General features: G+C 56.3%; 17 protein-coding genes and 1 pseudogene. 9 read left to right on the top strand and 9 right to left on the bottom strand.

The annotated features are described in order from the left end of the window. Positions 1 to 130 precede the first annotated feature (130 nt). The 4 genes from LG374_RS01900 to LG374_RS01885 are packed head-to-tail and all read right to left on the bottom strand — an operon-like array spanning position 131 to position 3,744. Positions 131 to 718: an ankyrin repeat domain-containing protein gene (locus LG374_RS01900; RefSeq protein ID WP_225756119.1), complete on the bottom strand. Its 588-nt coding sequence runs from the start codon at positions 716 to 718 to the stop codon at positions 131 to 133. 4 nt (positions 719 to 722) lie between these two features. Next, complete coding sequence (gene pyk / locus LG374_RS01895) at positions 723 to 2,186, bottom strand: pyruvate kinase (RefSeq protein WP_225756118.1); 1,464 nt, start codon at positions 2,184 to 2,186, stop codon at positions 723 to 725. Continuing rightward, on the bottom strand, positions 2,183 to 2,782 hold the full coding sequence (locus LG374_RS01890) for a 5-formyltetrahydrofolate cyclo-ligase (protein ID WP_225756117.1): 600 nt from the start codon (positions 2,780 to 2,782) through the stop codon (positions 2,183 to 2,185). The genes pyk and LG374_RS01890 overlap by 4 nt, the downstream gene beginning before the upstream one ends. Further along, a complete protein-coding gene (locus LG374_RS01885) occupies positions 2,770 to 3,744 on the bottom strand; it encodes a LysR substrate-binding domain-containing protein (protein ID WP_006984466.1) in 975 nt (324 codons plus the stop codon). Before LG374_RS01885 ends, LG374_RS01890 begins: the two co-directional genes overlap by 13 nt. A gap of 198 nt (positions 3,745 to 3,942) precedes the next feature. Here LG374_RS01885 and cysK point away from each other — a divergent pair, with 198 nt between their 5' ends. The 3 genes from cysK to LG374_RS01870 all read left to right on the top strand — a co-directional run bounded on the left by cysK (position 3,943) and on the right by LG374_RS01870 (position 7,152). Further along, positions 3,943 to 4,890, top strand: coding sequence for a cysteine synthase A (cysK, locus tag LG374_RS01880; RefSeq protein WP_006984467.1), 948 nt, complete (start codon positions 3,943 to 3,945; stop codon positions 4,888 to 4,890). 209 nt (positions 4,891 to 5,099) lie between these two features. After that, on the top strand, positions 5,100 to 5,816 hold the full coding sequence (locus LG374_RS01875; RefSeq protein ID WP_225756116.1) for a DedA family protein: 717 nt from the start codon (positions 5,100 to 5,102) through the stop codon (positions 5,814 to 5,816). A gap of 70 nt (positions 5,817 to 5,886) precedes the next feature. Continuing rightward, complete coding sequence (locus LG374_RS01870) at positions 5,887 to 7,152, top strand: NAD(P)/FAD-dependent oxidoreductase (protein WP_225756115.1); 1,266 nt, start codon at positions 5,887 to 5,889, stop codon at positions 7,150 to 7,152. A gap of 174 nt (positions 7,153 to 7,326) precedes the next feature. On the opposite strand, the gene LG374_RS01865 is transcribed toward LG374_RS01870, so the two are convergent. Then, positions 7,327 to 8,568, bottom strand: coding sequence for a DUF945 family protein (locus LG374_RS01865; protein ID WP_225756114.1), 1,242 nt, complete (start codon positions 8,566 to 8,568; stop codon positions 7,327 to 7,329). A gap of 291 nt (positions 8,569 to 8,859) precedes the next feature. Then, complete coding sequence (gshA, locus tag LG374_RS01860) at positions 8,860 to 10,377, bottom strand: glutamate--cysteine ligase (RefSeq protein ID WP_225756113.1); 1,518 nt, start codon at positions 10,375 to 10,377, stop codon at positions 8,860 to 8,862. Between the two features lie 74 nt (positions 10,378 to 10,451). On the opposite strand from gshA, the gene gshB reads away from it, so the two are divergent. Beyond that, entirely contained in the window at positions 10,452 to 11,384 is a 933-nt protein-coding gene (gene gshB, locus LG374_RS01855; RefSeq protein ID WP_225756112.1) for a glutathione synthase, read from the top strand. After that, positions 11,381 to 11,530, top strand: coding sequence for a MerR family transcriptional regulator (locus LG374_RS01850; RefSeq protein WP_225756111.1), 150 nt, complete (start codon positions 11,381 to 11,383; stop codon positions 11,528 to 11,530). Before gshB ends, LG374_RS01850 begins: the two co-directional genes overlap by 4 nt. A gap of 240 nt (positions 11,531 to 11,770) precedes the next feature. Here LG374_RS01850 and LG374_RS12450 read toward each other — a convergent pair whose 3' ends face one another. Together LG374_RS12450 and LG374_RS12475 are read right to left on the bottom strand one after the other, a co-directional pair. Next, positions 11,771 to 14,521: a calcium-binding protein gene (locus tag LG374_RS12450; RefSeq protein ID WP_304518569.1), complete on the bottom strand. Its 2,751-nt coding sequence runs from the start codon at positions 14,519 to 14,521 to the stop codon at positions 11,771 to 11,773. Between the two features lie 75 nt (positions 14,522 to 14,596). Next, positions 14,597 to 15,835, bottom strand: a pseudogene (locus LG374_RS12475) (hypothetical protein); the annotation flags it as partial. Positions 15,836 to 17,278: 1,443 nt separating this feature from the next. On the opposite strand from LG374_RS12475, the gene LG374_RS01830 reads away from it, so the two are divergent. After that, positions 17,279 to 17,710, top strand: a complete 432-nt coding sequence (locus LG374_RS01830; protein WP_225758031.1) for a hypothetical protein — start codon at positions 17,279 to 17,281, stop codon at positions 17,708 to 17,710. A gap of 188 nt (positions 17,711 to 17,898) precedes the next feature. On the opposite strand, the gene LG374_RS01825 is transcribed toward LG374_RS01830, so the two are convergent. After that, positions 17,899 to 18,852: a hypothetical protein gene (locus LG374_RS01825; protein ID WP_225756110.1), complete on the bottom strand. Its 954-nt coding sequence runs from the start codon at positions 18,850 to 18,852 to the stop codon at positions 17,899 to 17,901. Positions 18,853 to 19,340: 488 nt separating this feature from the next. Here LG374_RS01825 and secB point away from each other — a divergent pair, with 488 nt between their 5' ends. From secB to LG374_RS01810, 3 genes are read left to right on the top strand one after another with little or no spacing between them, the layout of a single operon-like run. Continuing rightward, complete coding sequence (gene secB / locus LG374_RS01820; RefSeq protein WP_225756109.1) at positions 19,341 to 19,808, top strand: protein-export chaperone SecB; 468 nt, start codon at positions 19,341 to 19,343, stop codon at positions 19,806 to 19,808. Next, positions 19,808 to 20,803, top strand: coding sequence for an NAD(P)H-dependent glycerol-3-phosphate dehydrogenase (locus LG374_RS01815; RefSeq protein WP_225756108.1), 996 nt, complete (start codon positions 19,808 to 19,810; stop codon positions 20,801 to 20,803). The genes secB and LG374_RS01815 overlap by 1 nt, the downstream gene beginning before the upstream one ends. Further along, a complete protein-coding gene (locus LG374_RS01810; protein ID WP_225756107.1) occupies positions 20,803 to 21,423 on the top strand; it encodes a pseudouridine synthase in 621 nt (206 codons plus the stop codon). Before LG374_RS01815 ends, LG374_RS01810 begins: the two co-directional genes overlap by 1 nt. The last annotated feature ends 1 nt before the right edge of the window (position 21,424 follow it).

The raw sequence follows: 21,424 nt of genomic DNA, 5'->3' as shown, positions 1-21,424 counted from the left end.
CTTACGGTTTGGAATCGCGCCAAGCGGCGTAAGCACCAGGTTTGTGGGAGCCGCTAAGCGGGCTAGAAGTTTGTCGCCGGGCGGATATGAAGAAGGTGGGCAAGCCCACCTTCGTTTTTGTGCTGTCCGCTCAGCGGTATTTTTGCAGGGCGGTTGCCACTTCGCCGTAATCGCGCGGGCTGCCGTTTTTCCGTGCTTTTTCTTTTTCCTGGATTTTTTCAAGGAACTGGAAGCTGTTCATGCCGTCAATTGGGCTGTCTGCTTTGTGGATAGGACTATAGGGGTCGGCACCTTTTTCCAGCAGCATTTTCACCGCTTCCGCGTCGTTGAAGAGGATGGCGGCGTTCAGCGGTTGCAGACCGGCGGCGTCGGGTTCGTTGATGTCGCAGCCGTTTGCGATCGTGGTGCCGAGGGCAATCAGCAGTTGTGCCTGGTTATTGCTGTTCATGCCGCGTGAGGCGAGCAGGGCGTGGATGACAGGCAGTGGTTTGCCGCCGTCCGGTGTTTTGAAGTGGCATTCTTTGGCGTCACTGTATTCGAGGTCGGCCATCGGGTTGGCAGCAGTTTTTTCTTGGGCGGCGCCGTTGTTTGCCGGAGCGGCAGGTTTGGCTTCGTTTGCGGTTGCCGGGGCAGTGGCTGCGGCAGGTGTGTCGGCGGCGTATGTGTTTGCCGCCATCGCAAGGATGGCGGCAAGGGTCAGAATGATCCGTTTTTTCATGTGCTTAGCGAACCCGACGGACTTGCAGGGTGTCAGTACCACCGCTGACGCCGATGGCACCGCTGGTGATGACGTAGAGGTCTCCGCTTTTCAGCTGGCGGCGTTGCACCAGGTATTCTTCTGCTTCGCGGATGGCATCGTTATGGTCTTTGCTGGTATCCAGGCGGTTGGGGCGGACGCTGCGGTAAATCGCCATTTTGCGTTGCACGCCGAGGCTTGGGGTCAGTGCATGGATAGGCATGTTGATGCCGAAACGGCTGATCTGGAACGGGGTAGTGCCGCTTTCGGTGAGGGTAACGATAGCTTTGGCACCAAGGATTTCGGCGCTGAAGACGGCGCTGTTCGCGATGCCCTGGTCAAGGCGTTCGACCGGGATTTCGTCGAGTCGGTGCGCATCGAAGGGGGAGCTGTTTTGCGCCTGTTCGGCAGCGGCACAGATTTGCGCCATGGTGCGCACGGTTTCGAAGGGGTAGTTGCCGGCGGCGGATTCGGCGCTGAGCATGACGGCGTCGGTGCCATCGAGTACGGCGTTGGCGACGTCGGAGACTTCCGCACGGGTTGGCACGGGGTTGTTGATCATGCTTTCCATCATTTGTGTGGCGGTGATGGAGAAGCGGCGCAGGCGGCGCGCGGTTTTGATGATGCGTTTTTGCAGGGCCGGAACAGCGGGATTACCGACTTCGACGGCAAGGTCGCCACGCGCCACCATGACGCCATCGCTGGCGAGCACGATTTCTTCGAGGTTGTCGATGGCTTCGACGCGTTCGATTTTGGAGATGATGCCGGGCAGGATTTCGCCGCTGCCTTCAGCCTGGCTGATGAGCTGGCGCGCGAGCTGGAGGTCGGCTGCGGATTTGACGAAGCTGACGGCGATGTAGTCGGCACCGATAGCGACGGCAGTTTTGAGGTCTTGATAGTCTTTTTCGGTGAGCGCCGGCGCGGTCAGGCCGCCACCTTGTTTGTTGATGCCTTTGCGGGATTTGAGGACGGCGGGGTTTTGTACGGTGGTGTGGACTTCGGCGTCGATGACTTTTTCGACTTTGAGGGTGAGCAGGCCGTCATCGAGCAGCAGGATGTCACCAGCTTTGACGTCGTTCGGCAGCTCGCGGTAGTCGAGGCCGACGCGGTAGTTTTTGCCTTCGCCTTCGTAGGCAGCGTCAAGGATGAGGCTGTCGCCGCGCTTGAGTTCCATTTTGCCACCTTCGATGAGGCCGACGCGGATTTTCGGGCCTTGCAGGTCGGCGATGATAGCGACTTCGCGACCGGCACGTTTTGAGGCTTCGCGGACTTTGCGGGCGTTTTCGCCGTGGAAGGCAGCGTCACCGTGGCTGAAGTTGAAGCGGACGACGTTCAGACCGACGCGGATCATGTGTTCGAGCATTTCTTCGTCGCTGCTGGCCGGGCCGATGGTGGCGACGATTTTGGTGTGGTGGCTGATGCGGGTGAGATCGCGGTGTTCTTTTGTCATGAGTGTTCCTGTTCGTAGGTATGTAGGGAGTGGGCGCTGGCGAGCGCGTCAAGGGGGATGTCCCAGGCGCGGCGCGGTAGATGCGCGACCGCTTGACAAGGGTAGGCAATGCCGATAAGCCACGGCCTGGCGCGCGGTATTTTACGCTGAAAGGTACGGTCATAAAACCCGCCGCCCATGCCGAGGCGGGTGCCATGTGCATCATGGGCGACAAGCGGGGTGATGACGACATCGAGATCAAAAGCAGCGATAGCGGGGGCTGCTGCAGGATCGGGGGTGGGGATGCAGGCGGCATCGGGGACGAGCGGGGTGCTTTCGGTGTAGGGATACCAAGTGAGCGGCAGGTCTTTGCCTGCAACGTAAGGCAGGTAGAGGTGATAGCCGTTTTGCCATAGCAAACGGTTCAGCGGGTCGGTGTCGATTTCTTCGGGCAGCGAGCGGAAAGTAGCGATGCGGCGCAGGGCAGGGCGGGTTTGCAGCCAGTCGCACACGGTGGTGGCGGTTGCATGGCTGATGCGGGTGCGTTCGGCGGGGGATACGGCGCAACGGGCAGCACGGATTTCGCGGCGCAGTTGGGCGAGGTCTAGATTGCCCATCCCTGTTCCCCGCCGTTGATACTTTGCTGGTGGCGGACGTAGTGTTCGACGGCGTCGCGAGTCGCCCCCGGCACGATGCGGTCGATAAAATCGTAGTGATAGGCACGCAGGCGCAGGTCGCTGTGCCAGACGAGGTAGGTGTTGAAAAGCGGCATCCAGCGGTCAAGCGGGTACATGGCGAGATCGCTGTCGCGCTCGGGATCGTAGGCCATGTCGGCGATGATGCCGAGACCCAAACCCTGGCGGACGTAATTCTTGATGAGTTCGGCGTTGCGCGCGGTGAGGACGACACGGGCGGCGAGGCCCCGTCCTGCCATCGCCCGCACCAGCGCCGAGGGTTCTTTGTGCGAGGTGATGTAGGTAATGAGCGGGTAGGGCGCAAGGCTGGTGAGGCCTTCGAAGGGCTTGTTGTTCAGTTCGTGGTCACGCGGTACCACCAGCACGGAGGTCCAGCTTTCCGCCGGTAGCATGAAGATGCCGCGCAGTTGCAGGCTGTAGGGGGTGAGGTCACTCGCGGAAAACCAGCCAAAATCGGCATCGCGTTCCTGCACCATTTGCAGGATTTGCGTGTTCGTGCCTTCGATGATGTTCATCGGCAGTTTCGGGTATTCGTGCTGCATCGCCGGCAGGATTTGCACCAGGCGGTAGTGCGATAGGGTATGGGTGGTGGCGATGCCGAGCTGGGCGAGGGCGGCGATGTTGTGGTGCTGGCTGAGGTTGAGGATGTTTTCCACCGAAGCCATGATGCGTTCGATGTCGGGCATGATCGCCTCGCCGACTTCGGTCAGGCCGACAAAGGTTTTGCTGTTGCGCCGGAAAATTGGCAGGCCGAGTAATTCTTCGGCGAGCTTGATGTGTTTGCTCACCGCCGGCTGCGACATATGCAGTTTCTCCGCCGCTGCGGTCACGTTGTAACCGGAGCGAGCCACCGCCGCGATGCACTCCAACTGTTTTAATTTCATAATGTTTTTCTACCTGATGCTGCGGGCCTAACCAGAAGCAGTTTTTATACCAATCTCGCAAAATGCCGCACGCATATTAGCTTGCGTGACGGAAAGGGGGTATAACTAAAAAAGTGGCTCACATGCCAAAGTGCTATTTCCCCAGGCTGTGACGCCGCCTTACCATGCCCCGCATTCATAAACCCCACAGGAATATCCATGAAATACAACTCCGTACTCGATACCATCGGCAACACCCCGATTATCCGCATCAACCGTCTCGCGCCGAAAAACGTTCAGCTCTACGTCAAGACCGAATCGCGCAACCCCGGCGGCTCCGTCAAAGACCGTCTCGCCTACGCCGTCATCAACGACGCCGAGCGGCGCGGCGTGCTGAAACCGGGGCAAACCGTGGTTGAAGCCACCTCCGGCAACACCGGCATCGCGCTTGCCATGGTCTGCGCCGCCAAAGGCTATCCGTTTGTCGCCGTGATGACCGAAACCTTCTCCGTTGAGCGGCGCAAACTCATCCGCAGCTTCGGCGGCAAAGTTATCCTGACCCCTGCTGCCGAACGCGGGGTGGGCATGGTGCGCGTCGCCAAAGAACTCGCCGAGAAAAACGGCTGGTTCCTCGCCGACCAGTTTGAAAACCCCGCCAACCCGCAATACCACCGCGAAACCACCGCCGCCGAAATCCTGCGCGACTTCGCCGGCGAACGCCTTGACTACTTCGTCAGCGGCTACGGCACCGGCGGCACCATCTCCGGCACTGGCGAAGTGCTGAAAGCCGCACGGCCTGATCTGAAAATCGTCGCCACCGAACCGGTGAACGCGCAACTGCTCGCCGGTAAAGAATGGGGTCCGCACAAAATCCAGGGCTGGACGCCGGATTTCATCGCCGGCACCATGAACCAGAACATCTACGACTACCTCATCCCGGTCGGCGACGAAGAATCGCGCGATACCGCCCTGGCGCTTGCCGCCCAGGAAGGCATCCTCACCGGCATCTCCGGCGGCGCAACCTTCAACGCGGCGCTGCAATTCGCGCAACAGGCACCGGACGGTTCCGTCATTCTCGCTATGTTGCCGGACGGCAGCGAACGCTATATGTCCACCTTCCTCTTCGAAAGCATTAATGAAGGCTCGGACGACCACCTCTTGCCCTGATGCCATCTGCTGACATCAATCTACCTAAAACAACAGGTTCCGCCGGACGCGCAAGCACCGGCGGTTTTTTCTGCCCGCTTGTGTGCCAGCGCGTGTTGAGCGTCAACATAGCGGCGGCTGTTAGGCGCGAAATCCGCTGCACAAGCCAAATGCCAACAGACCCCGGTGGCCGCTATACTGCCCGCCCTGTCACGTTCACCGGTTTCATCATGCACAAAAAAGCCCTTTTCCTCGCCGCCTGCGCCGCCGCCGTCCTCCTCGCCCTAGTCTTTATCCTGCATGCCAGCGGCGCATTCGGCCCCATCCTTGATTTTGTCCTGCACATCGACCGTCACCTCGGCGAACTCAGCGCCCGCTACGGCACGCTCATCTACGCCATCCTCTTCCTCATCATCTTCTGCGAGACCGGCCTTGTCGTCACCCCCGTCCTGCCCGGCGATTCCCTGCTTTTCGCCGCCGGCAGCATTGCCGCACTTGGCGAGATGAACATTCACCTGATGGTGGCGTTGCTCATCACCGCTGCTGTCCTCGGGGACGCCGCCAACTTTGCCATCGGCAAACATCTCGGCGACCGCCTTTTCGCCAATCCCGACTCACGTCTTTTCCGCCGCGAATATCTGCACCGCACGGAAGCCTTCTATGCCAAACACGGCGGCAAAACCATCATCATCGCCCGCTTCGTCCCCATCGTGCGCACCTTTGCGCCCTTCGTCGCCGGGATGGGGCATATGCACTACCGCCGCTTCCTGCGCTACAACATGCTGGGCGGCATCGCCTGGATCATGCTCTTTGCTTATGCGGGCTATGCCTTCGGTCAGCATCCTGTGGTCAAACAGAACCTGACCCTCGTTCTCGCCGCCATCATCGTCATTTCCATCCTGCCCGCCATCATTGAAATTATCCGCCAGCGCCGTCGTGCCGCTTGATGCAGGAGAAGTACAGATGGGTCGCAACGCCCTATAATCCGCGCCCCCCAATCAACCCCACAAGGACAGCATGAAAAAAATCGTCGTCATCGGCGGTGGCTTTGCCGGTGTGAATATTGCCCGCGATCTTGGTCGCAACCCCGCTTACAGCATCACCCTCATCGACAAAAATAACTACAACTTCTTCCCGCCGCTCATATACCAAGTCGCCGCCGGCTTTATGTCGCCGTCAGACATCAGCTATCCCTTCCGCAAACTCTTCAACCGCCATCCGCGCGTGCGCTTCCGCAAGGGCACCGTCACCCGCGTGGACTGCAACGCGCGCCACGTTTTTCTCGAACAGGGCGGCAGCGTCGAATATGACGCCCTTATCATCGCCCTCGGCAGCCAGCCCAACTATTTCGGCAACCGCGAAGTCGAGCAGAATGCCTACACCATGAAAACCCTCGGCGACGCGCTGGCCATCCGCAACACCATCCTGCGTCAGCTGGAAGAAGCGTGCAGCATCGACAAAAACGCGCGTGCCCCGTACTTGCACCTTGTCGTTGCCGGTGGTGGCGCAAGCGGCGTTGAGCTGACCGGCATCCTCGCCGAAATGCGGCGCGACATCTTCAGCAAGGACTATCCCGAACTTGAAGGCGATCATGGCCGCCTGACACTGGTAACTGCCGACCCCGTCCTCTTGCCGCCGATGCGCGAAGTCTCGCAGCGCTACACCGAGGCCGCGCTGAAAAAACTCGGCGCGGACATCATCTATAACGACGCCGTAACCGCTTACGACGGCCAGACCATCACCCTGAAAAGCGGCGCTACCCTCGCCGCAAAAAGCCTCATCTGGACGGCGGGAGTGACGGCAGTCAAGCTCGCGGGCATTCCGGAAAGCTGCTACGGACGCGGCAACCGTCTGCGTGTGGACAGGCAACTGCGCGTGCAGGGTCTGGAAAACGTCTATGCCGTTGGCGACTGTGCCCTGGTCGAAGGCGATCCCGACTATCCGAACGGTCACCCGCAACTGGGACAAGTCGCCAAAGCGCAGGGCAAATACCTCGGCAAATACTTCGGACGCGAGGGCAAACCCTTCGCTTACAAGCACAAGGGCGACATGGCGATGATCGGCCGCCTCTCCGCCGTTGCCGACCTGCCGGGCGGGCGCAGCGTGCATGGTGTCATCGCCTGGATTATCTGGGTCATCGTGCACATCCTTGCCCTCGTGACCTTCAAGAACCGCGTTGCTGCCACCTACGACTGGAGCATCGCCTTCCTCACCAAGAACCAGGCGATGCGGATGAATATCCAGCCGAGTCCGCCGAAAGGGCGACGCGGGGAATATAGTTAAACATCTAAAAAATCGTAACGGCGTTGCGTCACCTTGCCGGGCCCCATAAAAATCGCTACGCGATTTTTATGGGAACCCGCCGTACTACCTGTACTGTCTTCGGCGGCGCGCCTTGTTACGCTTTTTTATCGAGCGTATGAAAACGCGACCGATGGCAGCGCGTTTTTCAGGCGGTCAGTGCAACAGGGCAACCGTCTTGCCGTTGATGCGGACTTCGTTGCCGTTGATGTCCACGTGCAGCGGGTAGTTGCCGTCTGCATCGGCGCGCAGACGGTCGTTGCCGAGGGTCAGGGCCAGTACGGGCAGCAGGCCACTTTGCCGGGCGTGTCCGCCGTAGAGGAGGAATTCGCCGCGCGTGCCGTTCAACTGGGCGGTGCTGTACGGCGGCGGGAAAAGCAGCGGGAAGAGCAGGCTGCCGCTTAAATGGGTGGTCTGCTCTTTGTTGCTGGTGAGGATGAGGCGGTTACCGCCAGATTCTTGTTGTAGCGAGAGGTAGAGGCGGTCGCCGCTGTAGGCTTTGAGCAGCGGCAGGTCGAAGGTGGTGGTAGCCTGGGCTTCGAGATTGCGCAGGCTGCCGTTCTCGCGGCGGTGGGCGGTGATGAGGCTTTGTTGCAGGCGCTGGGTCTGGGTCGCACCCTGCGCGTTTTTGCTTTTGATGGTGAGGTCTTCGATGCTGTAGCGGCTTTCTTCGCGGGTCAGGTTGCCTTGCAGGTTGTAGAGGACGATGTCTTGCTGTTGCTGGACGGCGTTGGTGTAGCTGAGGTTGATCTGGGCAGCGTTCAGACGCAGGCTGTCGCCGTCGCTGCGGTAGGTGCCGCCGCTGCGTGCAATGCTGAGACGGGCGCCGTTTTTCTGCCATTGTTGGCTACCGAGCAGCCATTCGCCGTTGCCCTGGTTGGGATGGCGGATATGGCTGTGCCAGCTGAGGCTGATGCCTTCGCTACTGAGGTTGGGGGTTTCGTTTTTTTGTATGCGGATGGTCTGGTGCAGCTGGCCGAGGGCGGCGAGACTGGCCTTGATATGCAGGTGGTTATCGGGGATGTAAGCGGCGAGGCTGCCGTCGGTCGCGCTGTTGGTCAGGGTGGCGCTGAAAAGGTTGATGCCGCTGTTAACCAGCGGTGCGTGATGGATGCGGGCGTGCAGGGTGGTGCTGTACCAGGTCGGCTGGCCGCTGAACGGGCGGATGCTGAGGCGGATGTCGGCGCTGCTGCTGAAGTAGTTGCGCTGGTAGTTTTCCAGGCTGAGTTCGATGCCTTTGTCGTGCAGGCGTTGGATGTCGGCGCTGTTAAAGAAGGCGCGGGTGTGCTTTTCGAGTGCCGGCGCCAGGAAGGACGGCGCGGCAAGGGCGATGAGCAACCAGACGATGGCAACGAAGGCGAGGATTTTGGTGAGGCGGTTTTGGGTGATATTTTGCATGGTGTTTTTGCGGGTGGCGATGGGCTAAGTGTAGGGTTTTTATGGGGTTTCGACAATTATTATGTGGTCACCGTTTAAATAGGAATGAGACAAGGCGGCGTAGTGACTGGCCTTGCCAAGCGGCGTAGTGACTGGCCCGCCAATCGGCGTAAGTACTGGGCCCGCCAAGCGGCGTAGTGACTGGCCCGCCAAGCGGCGTAAGTACTGGGCCCGCCAAGCGACGTAAGTACTGGGCTCGCCAAGCGGCGTTTTTTGCTGTGTACGAAGGTCGTGCACAAAGCACGCCAGCTATCAATCCAGCAACTGTTGCAGCGGGGCAAAGTGTTCGCGCAGGTAGGTCTCAAAATCCTCCTGCGGGCGGGCTTCGATTTCCGCCTGTTTGCTGAGGCTGGCGGCGGCCTGGGCGGCAAGCGCCATTTCTTCGGCTACCGGTAGTGGCTGGTGCAGGGTGGCGTGGTGTTTGTCACGCCAGGCGAGGTGGTAAGCGAGGAAGCCTTCGCGGTTACCCGCTTGGGCGCGGTAGGGCAGGTGGGTTTTGTCTGCGACTTCGCGGGTGAGTGCGGCGAGAGCGTCGCTGCTCGCGCTGCCGCCGCGTTCGGCATCAAGGCGGGCGGCAATGGGCTGCATGGCGGCAAGCAGTTCGAGGGCGGCGTCCTGGATGGGACGGTCGCGGCGTGTCTGTTTGAGAGTGAAACCGTTGCTCAGGCCGCAGCAGGCGGTGCGCAGGCGGTTGTGGTCGTTTTCGTCGCGCACGGCATGATTCTGTGGTCCTTCGGGGTGCAGGAGGCAGTAGAGCAGGTAGGTTTCGAGGACATTCAGCTGCGCAGGGCTGATGCCGCAGGGGTCTTCGGGGTTGATATCGGTCAGGCGCAGTTCGAGGTAGGCGATGCCGCGTGTGGCAAGCGCCAGCGTCGGCAGTTCGTTGTTGCGCAGTGGCTGTTTGGGGCGGGCAGCGGCGTAGTATTCGTTGGCAATTTGCAGGATGTGGGTGCTGATTTGTTTGCGGCTGCCGTCGGCGTGGTAGAGGCCGATGTGCTCGAAGCGCGGCGCGGGGGTGGCGACGGCGCTGGCAAGGTCGCGCACATAGGTGGCGAGGTCGTTATTGCTCACGGTGAAGGCGGTTTTGTTCTGGTAGCCGAGTTCGCTCATGCGCAGGCTGGTTGCGCCGCGCCAGCCGAGGGTGTGTACGGCAAGCGGTTCCAGGATGTTGTGCGCGGGGCGGAAGCTGTCATGCACGGCGGGGCTGGCACCGTAGAGGTAGTTGATGAGCCAAGCGTGGCGGCTGTTGGCGCGCAATGCGCCCATGTAGCGGCGGTTGATGTAGTCCTGCGTCACGGTTTCGCCGTCACGCGCGGCGAGCGCCTGCCACAGGGCGGCGGGCGGTGAGTAGTTGTAGTGGATGCCGCTGATCATTTGCATGGTTTTGCCGTAGCGGTGCGCCAGGCCTTCGCGGTAGAGGCGGCGCATTTTGCCGCCGTTGCTCGTACCGTAGTAGCCGATGGCGATGGCATCGTCGCTTGCCGGCAGGATGCAGGGCATGCTGCCCGGCCACAGTTGTTCGTCGCCGATATGCTGCGCGCAGTAGCGGTGCAAGCTGAGCAGTTGGGCATAGGCGGCGTCCGGCGTGGGGTGCGGGTCGGTGACGAGTTCGAGCAGGGTTTCGGCGTAGTCGGTGGTGATGTTCGGGTGGGTGTAGGCGCTGCCAAGGGCGGCGGGGTGGGTGGTGCTGGCGAGGGTGGCATCAGGATTGGTGCGCAGGGTTTCGCGTTCGATGCCGATGTTGCCGTGAGCAAGGGGCAGGGTGTGCATGGTGGTTGGTCCGTAGGGGTTCGGCGGCATGATAGCGTATGATGTGGTCTCTGTTTTTTTGTGTGAGGTGTGTGATGGATATAGCGGTGTTGATGGATGATTTGGCGTCAATCAAGCCTTATAAGGACACGACGTTTGCCCTGATGCTGGCGGCGCAGGCGCGCGGGCACCGGGTGATGGTGTTCGACCAGGGTGACTGGCAGGTGCGCGACGGCAATGTGCAGGCCTATGTGCGCACGGTGCGGCTCGTTGATCAGGATGAGGATTTTTTCCGCGTGCTCAATGAAGAGGTGATCGATTTGTGCGATGTGGATGTGGTGTTGCAGCGCAAGGATCCGCCTTTCAATCTGCGCTATATCTACGACAGTTATATGCTGGATTTGCTGGAAGCACAGGGCGTGCGGGTGGTCAATCCGCCGCAAGCACTACGCGATATGAATGAGAAGTTTGCGATTACCCGTCTGCCGCAATGCACGCCGGAAACGCTGATTAGCAAGTCGCGAGACGAGATTTTGGCGTTTCTGCGCGAGTTTGGCGAGGTGGTGGCAAAACCGCTGGACGGCATGGGTGGTAGCGGTGTGTTCAAGCTTACCCTCGGCGACAAAAACACCAATGCCATTCTGGATGCGATGAATCCCGACGGCCTGCAAACGCTGATGGTGCAGCGCTATCTCGACAAGGTTACCGAGGGCGACAAGCGGATTTTGGTGATTAACGGCGAAGCGGTCGATCACGGCCTCGCCCGTCTGCCCGCCGAAGGAGAGTTTCGCGCCAATCTCGCCGCCGGTGGGCGCGGCGTGGTACAGCCGCTTACCGAGCGGGAATGGTGGATTGTCGAGCAGGTGCAGCCGCTGCTCGCCGCTGAACGTCTTTATCTGGTCGGGCTGGATGTCATCGGTGGTTATTTGACGGAATTGAATGTGACCAGCCCGACTTGTATGCGCGAGATTGAAAAGGCGACGGGGCAGAAGATTGCCGAACGCTTCTGGCAGGGGCTGGAAGAATGACGCCGCCGCGCACACAGACGGCTGACACGCCGCAGGAAGAGGACAAGGGCGAGACGCTGTTGTGGCGCTATGCGAAACGCAGCGAGGACGATGACGGCGAGGAACATTCGCCGGGCTGTCCTTGTTGCATGAATGAGCAGCGCTGATGGCTGCTAAGCGAGGAAAATGCTGCGTCAGTCGCCAAGCGGGATAAACGCCAAGCTCGCGCCAAGCGAGGTAAACACTGACTTCGTGGAATAGATTTCGTCACTTCGCGCATTTATCCCCTCCGTCGTATCCCGAAATACAAGCGTTTTGTAGGCACGGCGGAGGCTAATTTTGTCGTACACGAAGCAATCCACCAATCAAAACGCCCACCGATGGTGGGCGTTTGTCTTTGCCGTGCCTTACGGCATTTGCAATGGGTTGATGAGAAGAGGCGGGGTTAGCAGGTTGCTGCTATGGGGCTCAATCTGCGCAGGAGCCGCCTGAGCGCCGGTAAATGCCGCCATTGCGTTAATCAGCTGCTGTGCCTGTACCGCACTGCGCGCATCCAGACCGGATTGCCGCCGGATATCGTCAAGCGAGATCGTCTTGTCGGCAAAGGCAAAACGCTCGATACGGCTGCTGCCATCGGCAGCGAAATAATCACGGATACGCAGTGAATCTTCGCCGTTGTAGCCGTAGAGCAGCAGGTCTTGCGCCTCCTGACGGAATTGCACCTCGGCCAGGCGGATATCTTCCAGTTGCAAGGTGTCGTTATCCGTATCGTTGCCCCGGTCGTGGATGACATCCTGTCCGTGTCCTTTGCTGACGCGGTAAGTATCATTCCCTGCGCCGCCACTTTGGTAGTCGTGGCGGGCACCGCCGATGAGCACATCGTCGCCGTTCTGACCGAAGAGAATGTCATCCCCCTCGCCGGCATAGAGCGTGCCTTCACCGTCGCCACCCTGCAATTCATCATTGCCGGCTTCGCCGCAGAGGATGTCATTGCCCTCATTGCCAAAGAGACGGTCATTGCCCAGGCTGCCGTAGAGTTCATCCTCGCCCGCGCCGCCGACAAGAGCGTCATCTCCGGCATCGCCCAGGAGTTTGTCGTTGCCGTTCTGGCCGAAGAGGATATCGTCGCCGTTGCCGCCGTAGAGTTCGTCTTCACCGTCGCCACCCTGCAATTCATCATTGCCCTCATCGCCGTAGAGCTTGTCATTGCCTTCATTGCCGAAGAGATGGTCGTCGCCGTGGCCGCCGAAGAGCTCGTCTTCGCCCGCGCCACCGACCATTTTGTCGTTGCCGTTGTCGCCAAAGAGTTTGTCGTTGCCGTTCTGGCCGAAGAGGATATCGTCGCCGTTGCCGCCGTAGAGTTCGTCTTCACCGTCGCCGCCCTGCAATTCATCATTGCCTTCGTCGCCGTAGAGCTTGTCATTGCCGTTCCGGCCAAAGACGAGATCATTACCCGCGCCGGCAAAGATTTGATCATCGCCGTTACCGCCGAGGAGCGTGTCGTCCCCGTTCGTGCCATACAGCGTGCGGCCCGCTTCGGGTTCTACTGGTTGCGGGTCAACGGGATTCGGGTCAACGGGATTCGGGTCAACGGGATTCGGGTCAACGGGTTTCGGGTCAACGGGTTTCGGGTCAACGGGTTTCGGGTCAACGGGTTTCGGGTCAACGGGTTTCGGGTCAACGGGTTTCGGGTCAACGGGTTTCGGGTCAACGGGTTTCGGGTCAACGGGTTTCGGGTCAACGGGTTTCGGGTCAACGGGTTTCGGGTCAACGGGTTTCGGGTCAACGGGTTTCGGGTCAACGGGTTTCGGGTCAACGGGTTTCGGGTCAACGGGTTTCGGGTCAACGGGTTTCGGGTCAACGGGTTTCGGGTCAACGGGTTTCGGGTCAACGGGTTTCGGGTCAACGGGTTTCGGGTCAACGGGTTTCGGGTCAACGGGTTTCGGGTCAACGGGTTTCGGGTCAACGGGTTTCGGGTCAACGGGTTTCGGGTCAACGGGTTTCGGGTCAACGGGTTTCGGGTCAACGGGTTTCGGGTCAACGGGTTTCGGGTCAACGGGTTTCGGGTCAACGGGTTTCGGGTCAACGGGTTTCGGGTCAACGGGATTCGGGTCAACGGGTTTCGGATTCACCGGATCGTCACTGCTGCTATCGGCCAGATTTATCCCGTAGAGACCATTGGCAAAAACGGGGATGCTGATGATGCCGGGTTTGTCAGCGTAGGTAATCTGCGCGCGGTCGCCATACCACGCCAGTTTCCAGCCCTGACCGCTGTCCCAGTGGTGCTCGTCAACCTTGCGCCAGGTCAAATTGGCGGCACGGCTGCTGTCCAGATAGATGTGATCAGTCTTGCCGTCGTCGTCCACAGTATCCGTGGTGTTTTCGTCCAGCTCGCTGCTTGTAAAGTAGTAATCGTCGCTGTCGGCACCACCGCGAAGGATGTCGCTGCCTGCGCCGCCTATCAGCTTGTCCTTGCCGATGCCGCCATAAAGCGTGTCGTTGCCGGCATCACCATAGAGGGTATCGTCATTATCAGCCCCTTCAGCAGGCGCAATATCGCCGCTGCCCGCATGGCCGTTGTCGTCGCCCCAGAGGATATCGTCCCCCTCGCCACCATGCAGGGTGTCGCCGCCGTCCTGACCGATGATGAGGTCGTCCCCATCGCCGCCGTAGAGGAAATCCTGGGCGCCACCACTGGCAGCGCGGTGTTCCTCCTTGTCCTTATGCCCGAACGGGGCATTAATCTCATAGTCGCCCTGTTCGCGCAAAATTTTGATGCTCCAGCTGACGAGCTCTGCGGGTAGATTGGCGGTATTCTGGTTGCCCTTGTGCTCCCACTTGCCTTCCGTGTCAAACGTATGCTCCCAAGTAGGGTAACGGGTCAGGGTTTTTAAAAGCTCGGGGGCAAAATGGGTGACTCCGCCGGGTAAGAGATGAGGGACGTATCTCATGATATCCGGATCTTCATCCGCCAGACTATGGAACATCCGCTTCATCTGTACATCGGCGCGCATCACGCCGTCGCCGAGGATAATATCGTTGCCGGCACCGCCGATGACCGTATCGCTGCCTTCGCCGCCTTGCAGGAAATCCTGATTGGCGCTGCCGTAAAGACGGTCATCGCCTTCGCCGCCCAGCACCCAGTCGCCCTGTTCCATGCTGACAACATTGCCTTTCTCCAAATGGCTTGTTTGCATATTGGCGTAAAGCACATCATCACCGGCCATGCCGTTGATGAAGTCCCCACCGCCGCCGCCGATGATGGTGTCGCTGTCTTTCGCTTTCTTGATTGGATCACGCCAGTCCTTTCCTGGCAGCACAAACGGACTGCCGTTCAGAAGATCAGCATCATCGCCGCCATCGATCCAGTCGCGCTCAAAACTGCCGAAAACCGAATCATTGCCCGCACCGGTGTACGCAACCAGTGCAAAGTCCTTTTCATCTTTCGCTTTCAATGGCCCTGCATTGATGCTGTCGCGCGTATCGGTTCCTTTGATTTTGAAACTGCCGGAACTATTAAAGCTGTACACATTTTCTTTTCCGGGCATACCCGTGATAAACCCATCCCCCATATCGGGAGCAACGGGTTCGTCATCATCAAACAGCTGCACACCGAGAACGGGCCCCTGCTCTTTCTGTTTGAAATACTGCTTGATGGTTGCCTGATTATCCGAACCCACCTGCGAAATCACCAGGTCATCATTAATGCGGGTAGCGGTGAACTTGTTATCCCTGTTCTTCTTCTCATCCACGCTGATCCAATCATTTTGATCCGCAGCAACTCGCGCAAAATAGACAGGGGTTTCGTCTGCACTCTTACCCATACTAACAAATACCAGTTTGCCCTCACGATCAGAGTCAAAGACCGTATCTTTATTTTGGATAAAGTATGTATCAAGCCCAATGCCTCCTTCGAAATAATCTTGGCCTACACTACCATGCAATTCATCAGCCTTTTTTCCACCATAAAGATGATTTTCAACACCTATTGCGCCTTCCAGAATATTTTCTTTATCTACATGACCAAACTGAACTGTTCCTATAGTGTTCTGTCCTGAGCCTACATAAGATGATTCTCTATTATTAAACTTAATATCTATCTCACTATCAAGAGATTTGAGGCTTTTTCCTTGTGCAAAGGGATAATTCTTCTTATATTCAGCATATGTCTCTTTGTAGTTGCGATAAAGATCGACATCAAGTTTGGCTACCTCATTTTTTTCATTGTAATTGTTCCTAACACTAAGTAAGGCAATCTTGTCATTGATCCAGTTGTCAGAAAAATAGGCTGCTTCTTTACCTTCAGCAATAGCCTTATTATCTTCTTGCCATTGCTGATATTTTTCTTTCCAAGCCTCTTCCCAAACCTTATTTAGACTACCATTCTCGTTCTCTGAGGCTAGCACAAATGGAGAAAGTGTTTCGAGGGCAACGAGGTAGCCAAAATCCTTGCGCACCAGATCTACACTCATACTGTTAACTGCTTGCAGATCCAGCGGTTTGATGGAGAAGTCCTGCCCCAATTTGTATTTGGCATTTTCGCCGGAGAAAAGTTTGGCGATTTCTTGCAGTTTATTATGTACATCGTTACGACCACTGTAGGCATGCTTATTGCCGTCCTTATCTGTGCCATTACTATCCATTTCCCACCATGTGTTGCCGTTGGGATTTCCTTTTAGGTCGGATTCAATGCCAAATGTGTGCGCAAGCGCATTGATAAAATTATCCAGCATATCGCCTTCTGCATAGCCTTGAGCGTTGGGACTGTCTTTTGTCCAGCCGAGCCCCCATTCTTGCAGTTTTTTATCGATGGATATTTTTCCACCAACAATTCCTGTTGACACCAACTTAGTAATGACGCCACCAGGAATACCAACAGCCCAAGCAGCTACAAGCGCTATTAGAACTTCCTGCCATCCTTGTTGAAGAGCATATTTTACAGCACCATCAATTAAATGTTCATCCATTAGCGTTTGTTTATTAGATGATAAAGCAAGTATCTTGTAAAAATCCTCTTTCGATAGAGAGCTGCTAATGTCAGATAAAGTTTTCTGTGCTTCTAATGAATCAGTCAGCAGTACAATGCTATGTGTATCTCCGAAATCTGTGAAAAAATACTGATCAACCAATAGTTTCGTATCACCATATTCATTACTGGCGTCGGCAACCCCATTAACGTATTTCCCTCGTCCTAATGGCTGATTCTCCACTAAAATTGGAACATCCGTGCCGTAATGAAGCTGAGAAGACGCCACCATACTAGGTGGATTTTTAGCATAAATATCATAAAAACCTTCATATGGTTGTTTAATAACATTGCGCTCATCAAATATAAGGTTATTTGCTCCAGATTCTCCATTAAAGACATTCCAAGCTGAATAGGCTTTAGTTTTTCTGGCTGCTAAAAGCACAGCGACTTGGTAGTCAAAATTCGCAGCTGCAATATCACTATAATTTACCAAAGGGGGAGTAGAACCTTCGCCGCTAGTTAATTCACTTACTCTTTTATTCTCCTCTAATACGATTCTAGCTCTAGTAATTGCCTCTGCGAGGAGGTTCATATCATTAATAAATTCTTTATTTTCAGCTTGCTGATCACCAGCTTCTGTCTGAGAAAGAGCATTAGTAAAACCATTTGCTGTTTTGATAAAATTATCTTCTTTATCTTTTATAATCTTTATGACTTTATTGTTGTCTTCCTTGCTATTTTTATGATTTATAGTGTCCTTTAGTTCCTGATATGATTTTTTCAAACTTTGATAGTAAGATCTTGCTTCTACATTAAGTAGGCTTTCTAAAGTTTCCGCCCTGCGATTCTCACCAAATGTTTTTATAATCTGCTGCAAAGTATCCTTATCCATTAGCGAGTCATCCGCTTTCTTTCCTACACCGGCACCATTAAAGGTATAAGTCTTATGAATAAGATCTTCATCTTGATGCAGGATATTGAACGCTGTAGCCAAGTGTCCGCCCAGGCTATACCCGGTCAGGCTGATTTGTTCGCCATCACCAATAATCTTGCTTTCACGCAAAGACTGATACCAACGTTCCATATCATCAATCTGGCCAAACGCCCAGCCTTTCTCTTTAATTTCCAGCGTGTTGGTTGCCTGATTATCACGCGCACTATCATCAATAAATTCAGTACTGCGGAAAGACATGACCAACTGGTCTTTTTTAACAATCACGTTACCTTTATCATCCTCAATAGGCTGCTTTGCCCTAAACAGGGTGCCGGAAAAGCCGGTATCAGTGATCGGCATATAGGAAATAACTTCCCAATCCTGCATAAATTGTTCAGCTTGAGCTTCAGTCAACTTACTTGTATGGTCATTGCCAATAGTTAATAATTTTTTATTTATACTAGGTAATTCTCTATCTCCCTTCATATAAGGTTTTTCTCTAGGTGTAGGCACCCTGTTCCCATTCTCTTTAAGAGGTCCTTCCAAAAAGGCCTCAGCAACGATTTGTAGTTTGGCCATCTCCAGCATTTCAGCAGCAGAAGGAATATTTTGCGATTGATTGCTTGACATGATTAATCTCCTTGCTTGGGTTTAACTGCTTGTCGGACAAAAAATACAATAAGATCTCTTTGATCCAATTCAAATTCCGGGCAAATATCGGCAGATGCCCAAGGTACGCGTTGATTACTATTCCCTTGGCCGGGCTCCATGCTGTACCACGTTTCACTTGCCATCAGGATATTTTCTTTGGTGTCGTACACATTGATTGTCAATCCTGCTACCCAATATTGCCGGTCAGCAGGATCAATAATGGGTTTGAATTCTACCGCATAGCGGGCAGGGTGTTCGTTAACTTGTTCTGTTATCATTTTTCGATAATCTTCTCTATCTTCGTCTGCAGGATAACGATAACGCAGATAGGTATTATCATTTTGCCTGACATCTACATATTGATAGCCGGGATAAACCGCATCATAACTGCCCGGTCTCATCATTACAGGATTGGGATGTAATCCACGTTTTATTCTTTCGTTTTTTTGATAGATTTCCCAGTTTAAAAAAGACCTAATATAATCATCTCCATCATTAGAATAAGGTAACGCTGCTCCTTCCCACATAGGGTCAGAACCAAACTTATGCCTGTATTCCTGCGGCACATTCAATAGCGTAATTCCCTCTACGCCTTCCACAGTGTAATAAATCTTTTCTCCTGCGGTTTTGCAGCGTTCATCAAAAATGGCTTTGGCTTTGTTGTAGCGCGCCTGAAATTCATCCCGTTTGGCTTGCTGCTCGCGGATATAGGCTCGTCGCTCCATATAGTCTTTGCCGATGGGGAACATAAATAACGCGGTAACAGCAAGGCAGGCAGCACTTTGTAGCAGGCAGCGTTGTTTATGATCTGCCATCGTTTTACCGACAAATTTCCATGCCGCCCGCAGGGATAGCAGGAATACGGCCAAATAGACGAAGGACAGAATATTGCCCAGCAGGGCCAGTGCTTTGAAGATATCGGCGGGGGTCAGCATGGGGTATTTCTCCCACTACGAGGGATGGAAGTTTGAGCGTGGAGATGCTGCCGAGTGGCGCAGGGTATCCGCAGTAGCGGAGATGCGGTGTTGGCGGTGAGCTGTTGCATGAACGCCTCCTTGCGATTGAATTTCTTGATTATTCCTTTAAGACAATGTTGCGTCAATGTGTTTTTCTTACGATGTTTACATCATTTATTCATGTTTAGTGTTTATTTTTGTTGCTTTGGGTATTTTTTTGTCTGCTCGGCCACGGTGTTCGTTGCCGATGCGTTGTGCGCAGTAGCAGTCAGGCGGGCTGTTGATCGCAGGCGGTGTTTCGGTATAGAAGGGTGGCTGTCCGTGTTGCATGCATGAGCCGCGCTAGGTCACGGTCTCGCCCGATTAGGCCGCTTGCGGCAAAAGCCGTACAATGCACGCCTCATTTGGCAGTGCATCCTGCGCTGCCTTCCCATCCGCTAAATAAAATACATTTAAGGAGTCTCCTGATGAGCGAAGAACAACAAACCCAGATCGTCCTTGATATCCGCAAAATCTATGTCAGCGATATCTCGGTGGAAGTCCCCCACGCTCCGGAAATCTTCCAGCAAGAACTCAACCCGGAAATCAGCCTCGGCGTTGCCCACGAAATCCAGAAGCTGCCGGAAGATAACCACTACAACATCAAGCTGCGCCTGACTATCACCGCCAAAGACGGTGAACGTGTTATCTACCTCGTGGAAGTTGCGCAGAACGGCGTCTTCGAAATCAGCGGCCTGCCGGATGCTCAACTGCACCACGCGCTGAACGTCTATTGCCCGACCACCCTCTATCCCTATGCGCGCGAAGCCATCAGCAACGCCATCAACCGCGCCGGTTTCCCCAACCTCTACTTGCAGCCCATCAACTTCGACATCATGTATCAGCAACGCCTGCAACAAGCTGCCGAACAACAAGACGGACAGCCAACACAATAATGGCGCGTATCACCGTCCTTGGTGCGGGCAGCTGGGGCACCGCACTGGCCCTGCAACTTGCCCGCAACCGGCACGATATCACCCTCTGGGCTCACCGCCGCGAACATGCGGCGGCGCTCATTTCAGCGCGTGAAAACAGCCGCTACCTGCCCGGCATCGCCCTGCCGGACAATCTCGGCATCAGCGACGACCTTACCGCTGCCGTGCGCGACGCTGCGCTTATCCTTGCCGTCGTCCCCAGTCGTGCCTTCGCGGGACTACTCGTGGATCTCAAACCGCATTTGCGCGATACCCCGCTGATGTGGGCCATCAAAGGCTTCGAAGCGGGCAGCGGGCGCCTACTCAGCGACGTTTTCCATGACACAATCGGCGCCGATCACCCACACGCCATCCTGGCCGGCCCCAGCTTCGCCAAAGAAGTCGCCGCCGGGCAACCTACCGCTGTGACCATCGCCGCTGCCGATAACGCCCTCGCAGAACACATCGCCCACTACTACCACGGCAGTAACTTCCTTTGCTACACCAGTAACGATCTTATTGGCATTCAGGTTGGTGGTGCCGTGAAAAACGTCATTGCCATCGCAACCGGCATCGCTGACGGTCTCGGCTGCGGTGCAAACGCCCGTGCTGCCCTCATTACGCGTGGCCTGCGCGAAATCACCCGCTTGGCGACCGCCCTCGGCGCCCATGAAGAAACCCTGATGGGCCTAGCCGGCATGGGCGACCTCGTCCTCACCTGCACGGATGACCAATCACGCAACCGCCGCTTTGGCCTCGCCCTCGGACGCGGAGAAAGTGCGGCAGACGCCAAAGCCGCCATCGGCCAGACTGTCGAAGGCGAAGGTGCTACCCACGATACCTATACCCTCGCGCAGGCACACGGCATCCGCATGCCCATCACTACCCACCTGCATCATATGCTTGCCGGCGAGGCCAGCCTGCACGACACCATCGCCAGCCTCCTCGCACGCGACATCAAACAAGAACGGCACTGATGCCCGACCTCGACATTCACTACGAAGACCCTGACATCCTCGTCATCAACAAACCGGCGGGTTTACTATCCGTCCCTGGCCGGGGTGAAGACAAATACGACAGCGTACAAAGCCGCTGCCAAGAAATCGCGCCGGAAGCCATGGCCGCGCACCGTCTCGACATGGCGACCGGCGGCCTCCTGCTCATCGCCAAACACAAGGCCGCCGAACGCCATTACAAACAACAATTTGCTGAACGCCGCGTCACAAAACGCTACATCGCCCTCGTCCACGGCGTCCTCGCGCAAACCAGCGGCGACATCCACTACCCGCTCATCACCGATTGGGAACGCCGCCCCCGGCAAAAAATCGATTACGAACACGGCAAAAACGCACACACCAGCTATCAGGTCCTCGCCGAAGAAAATGGCAATAGCCGTGTGGCCCTTACCCCGCACACCGGCCGCAGCCACCAACTGCGCGTCCACCTCGCCGCCATCGGCCACCCCATCCTCGGCGACGAATTCTATGCCGACGAGCATCTCCCTCCCGCACCACGCCTGATGCTGCACGCCGAAACCCTCGCTGCCGCCAACTTGCACGGCATCTGGCAAACCTTCCATCTCGCCGCTTCTTTCTGAA

This window comes from Cardiobacterium sp. Marseille-Q4385 (assembly GCF_916618745.1).
GTDB lineage: Bacteria > Pseudomonadota > Gammaproteobacteria > Cardiobacteriales > Cardiobacteriaceae > Cardiobacterium.
The sequence above is the reverse complement of the archived record's forward strand: the minus strand, read 5'-3'. Positions and strand labels throughout refer to the sequence as shown.

What these genes read in the sequence shown, in the direction of transcription:
- LG374_RS01900 (WP_225756119.1), bottom strand. Translation starts at nt 718, where the DNA reads ATGAAAAAACGGATCATTCTGACCCTTGCCGCCATCCTTGCGATGGCG.
- pyk (WP_225756118.1), bottom strand. Translation starts at nt 2,186, where the DNA reads ATGACAAAAGAACACCGCGATCTCACCCGCATCAGCCACCACACCAAA.
- LG374_RS01890 (WP_225756117.1), bottom strand. Translation starts at nt 2,782, where the DNA reads ATGGGCAATCTAGACCTCGCCCAACTGCGCCGCGAAATCCGTGCTGCC.
- LG374_RS01885 (WP_006984466.1), bottom strand. Translation starts at nt 3,744, where the DNA reads ATGAAATTAAAACAGTTGGAGTGCATCGCGGCGGTGGCTCGCTCCGGT.
- cysK (WP_006984467.1), top strand. Translation starts at nt 3,943, where the DNA reads ATGAAATACAACTCCGTACTCGATACCATCGGCAACACCCCGATTATC.
- LG374_RS01875 (WP_225756116.1), top strand. Translation starts at nt 5,100, where the DNA reads ATGCACAAAAAAGCCCTTTTCCTCGCCGCCTGCGCCGCCGCCGTCCTC.
- LG374_RS01870 (WP_225756115.1), top strand. Translation starts at nt 5,887, where the DNA reads ATGAAAAAAATCGTCGTCATCGGCGGTGGCTTTGCCGGTGTGAATATT.
- LG374_RS01865 (WP_225756114.1), bottom strand. Translation starts at nt 8,568, where the DNA reads ATGCAAAATATCACCCAAAACCGCCTCACCAAAATCCTCGCCTTCGTT.
- gshA (WP_225756113.1), bottom strand. Translation starts at nt 10,377, where the DNA reads ATGCACACCCTGCCCCTTGCTCACGGCAACATCGGCATCGAACGCGAA.
- gshB (WP_225756112.1), top strand. Translation starts at nt 10,452, where the DNA reads ATGGATATAGCGGTGTTGATGGATGATTTGGCGTCAATCAAGCCTTAT.
- LG374_RS01850 (WP_225756111.1), top strand. Translation starts at nt 11,381, where the DNA reads ATGACGCCGCCGCGCACACAGACGGCTGACACGCCGCAGGAAGAGGAC.
- LG374_RS12450 (WP_304518569.1), bottom strand. Translation starts at nt 14,521, where the DNA reads ATGGAACAGGGCGACTGGGTGCTGGGCGGCGAAGGCGATGACCGTCTT.
- LG374_RS01830 (WP_225758031.1), top strand. Translation starts at nt 17,279, where the DNA reads ATGAATAAGATCTTCATCTTGATGCAGGATATTGAACGCTGTAGCCAA.
- LG374_RS01825 (WP_225756110.1), bottom strand. Translation starts at nt 18,852, where the DNA reads ATGCTGACCCCCGCCGATATCTTCAAAGCACTGGCCCTGCTGGGCAAT.
- secB (WP_225756109.1), top strand. Translation starts at nt 19,341, where the DNA reads ATGAGCGAAGAACAACAAACCCAGATCGTCCTTGATATCCGCAAAATC.
- LG374_RS01815 (WP_225756108.1), top strand. Translation starts at nt 19,808, where the DNA reads ATGGCGCGTATCACCGTCCTTGGTGCGGGCAGCTGGGGCACCGCACTG.
- LG374_RS01810 (WP_225756107.1), top strand. Translation starts at nt 20,803, where the DNA reads ATGCCCGACCTCGACATTCACTACGAAGACCCTGACATCCTCGTCATC.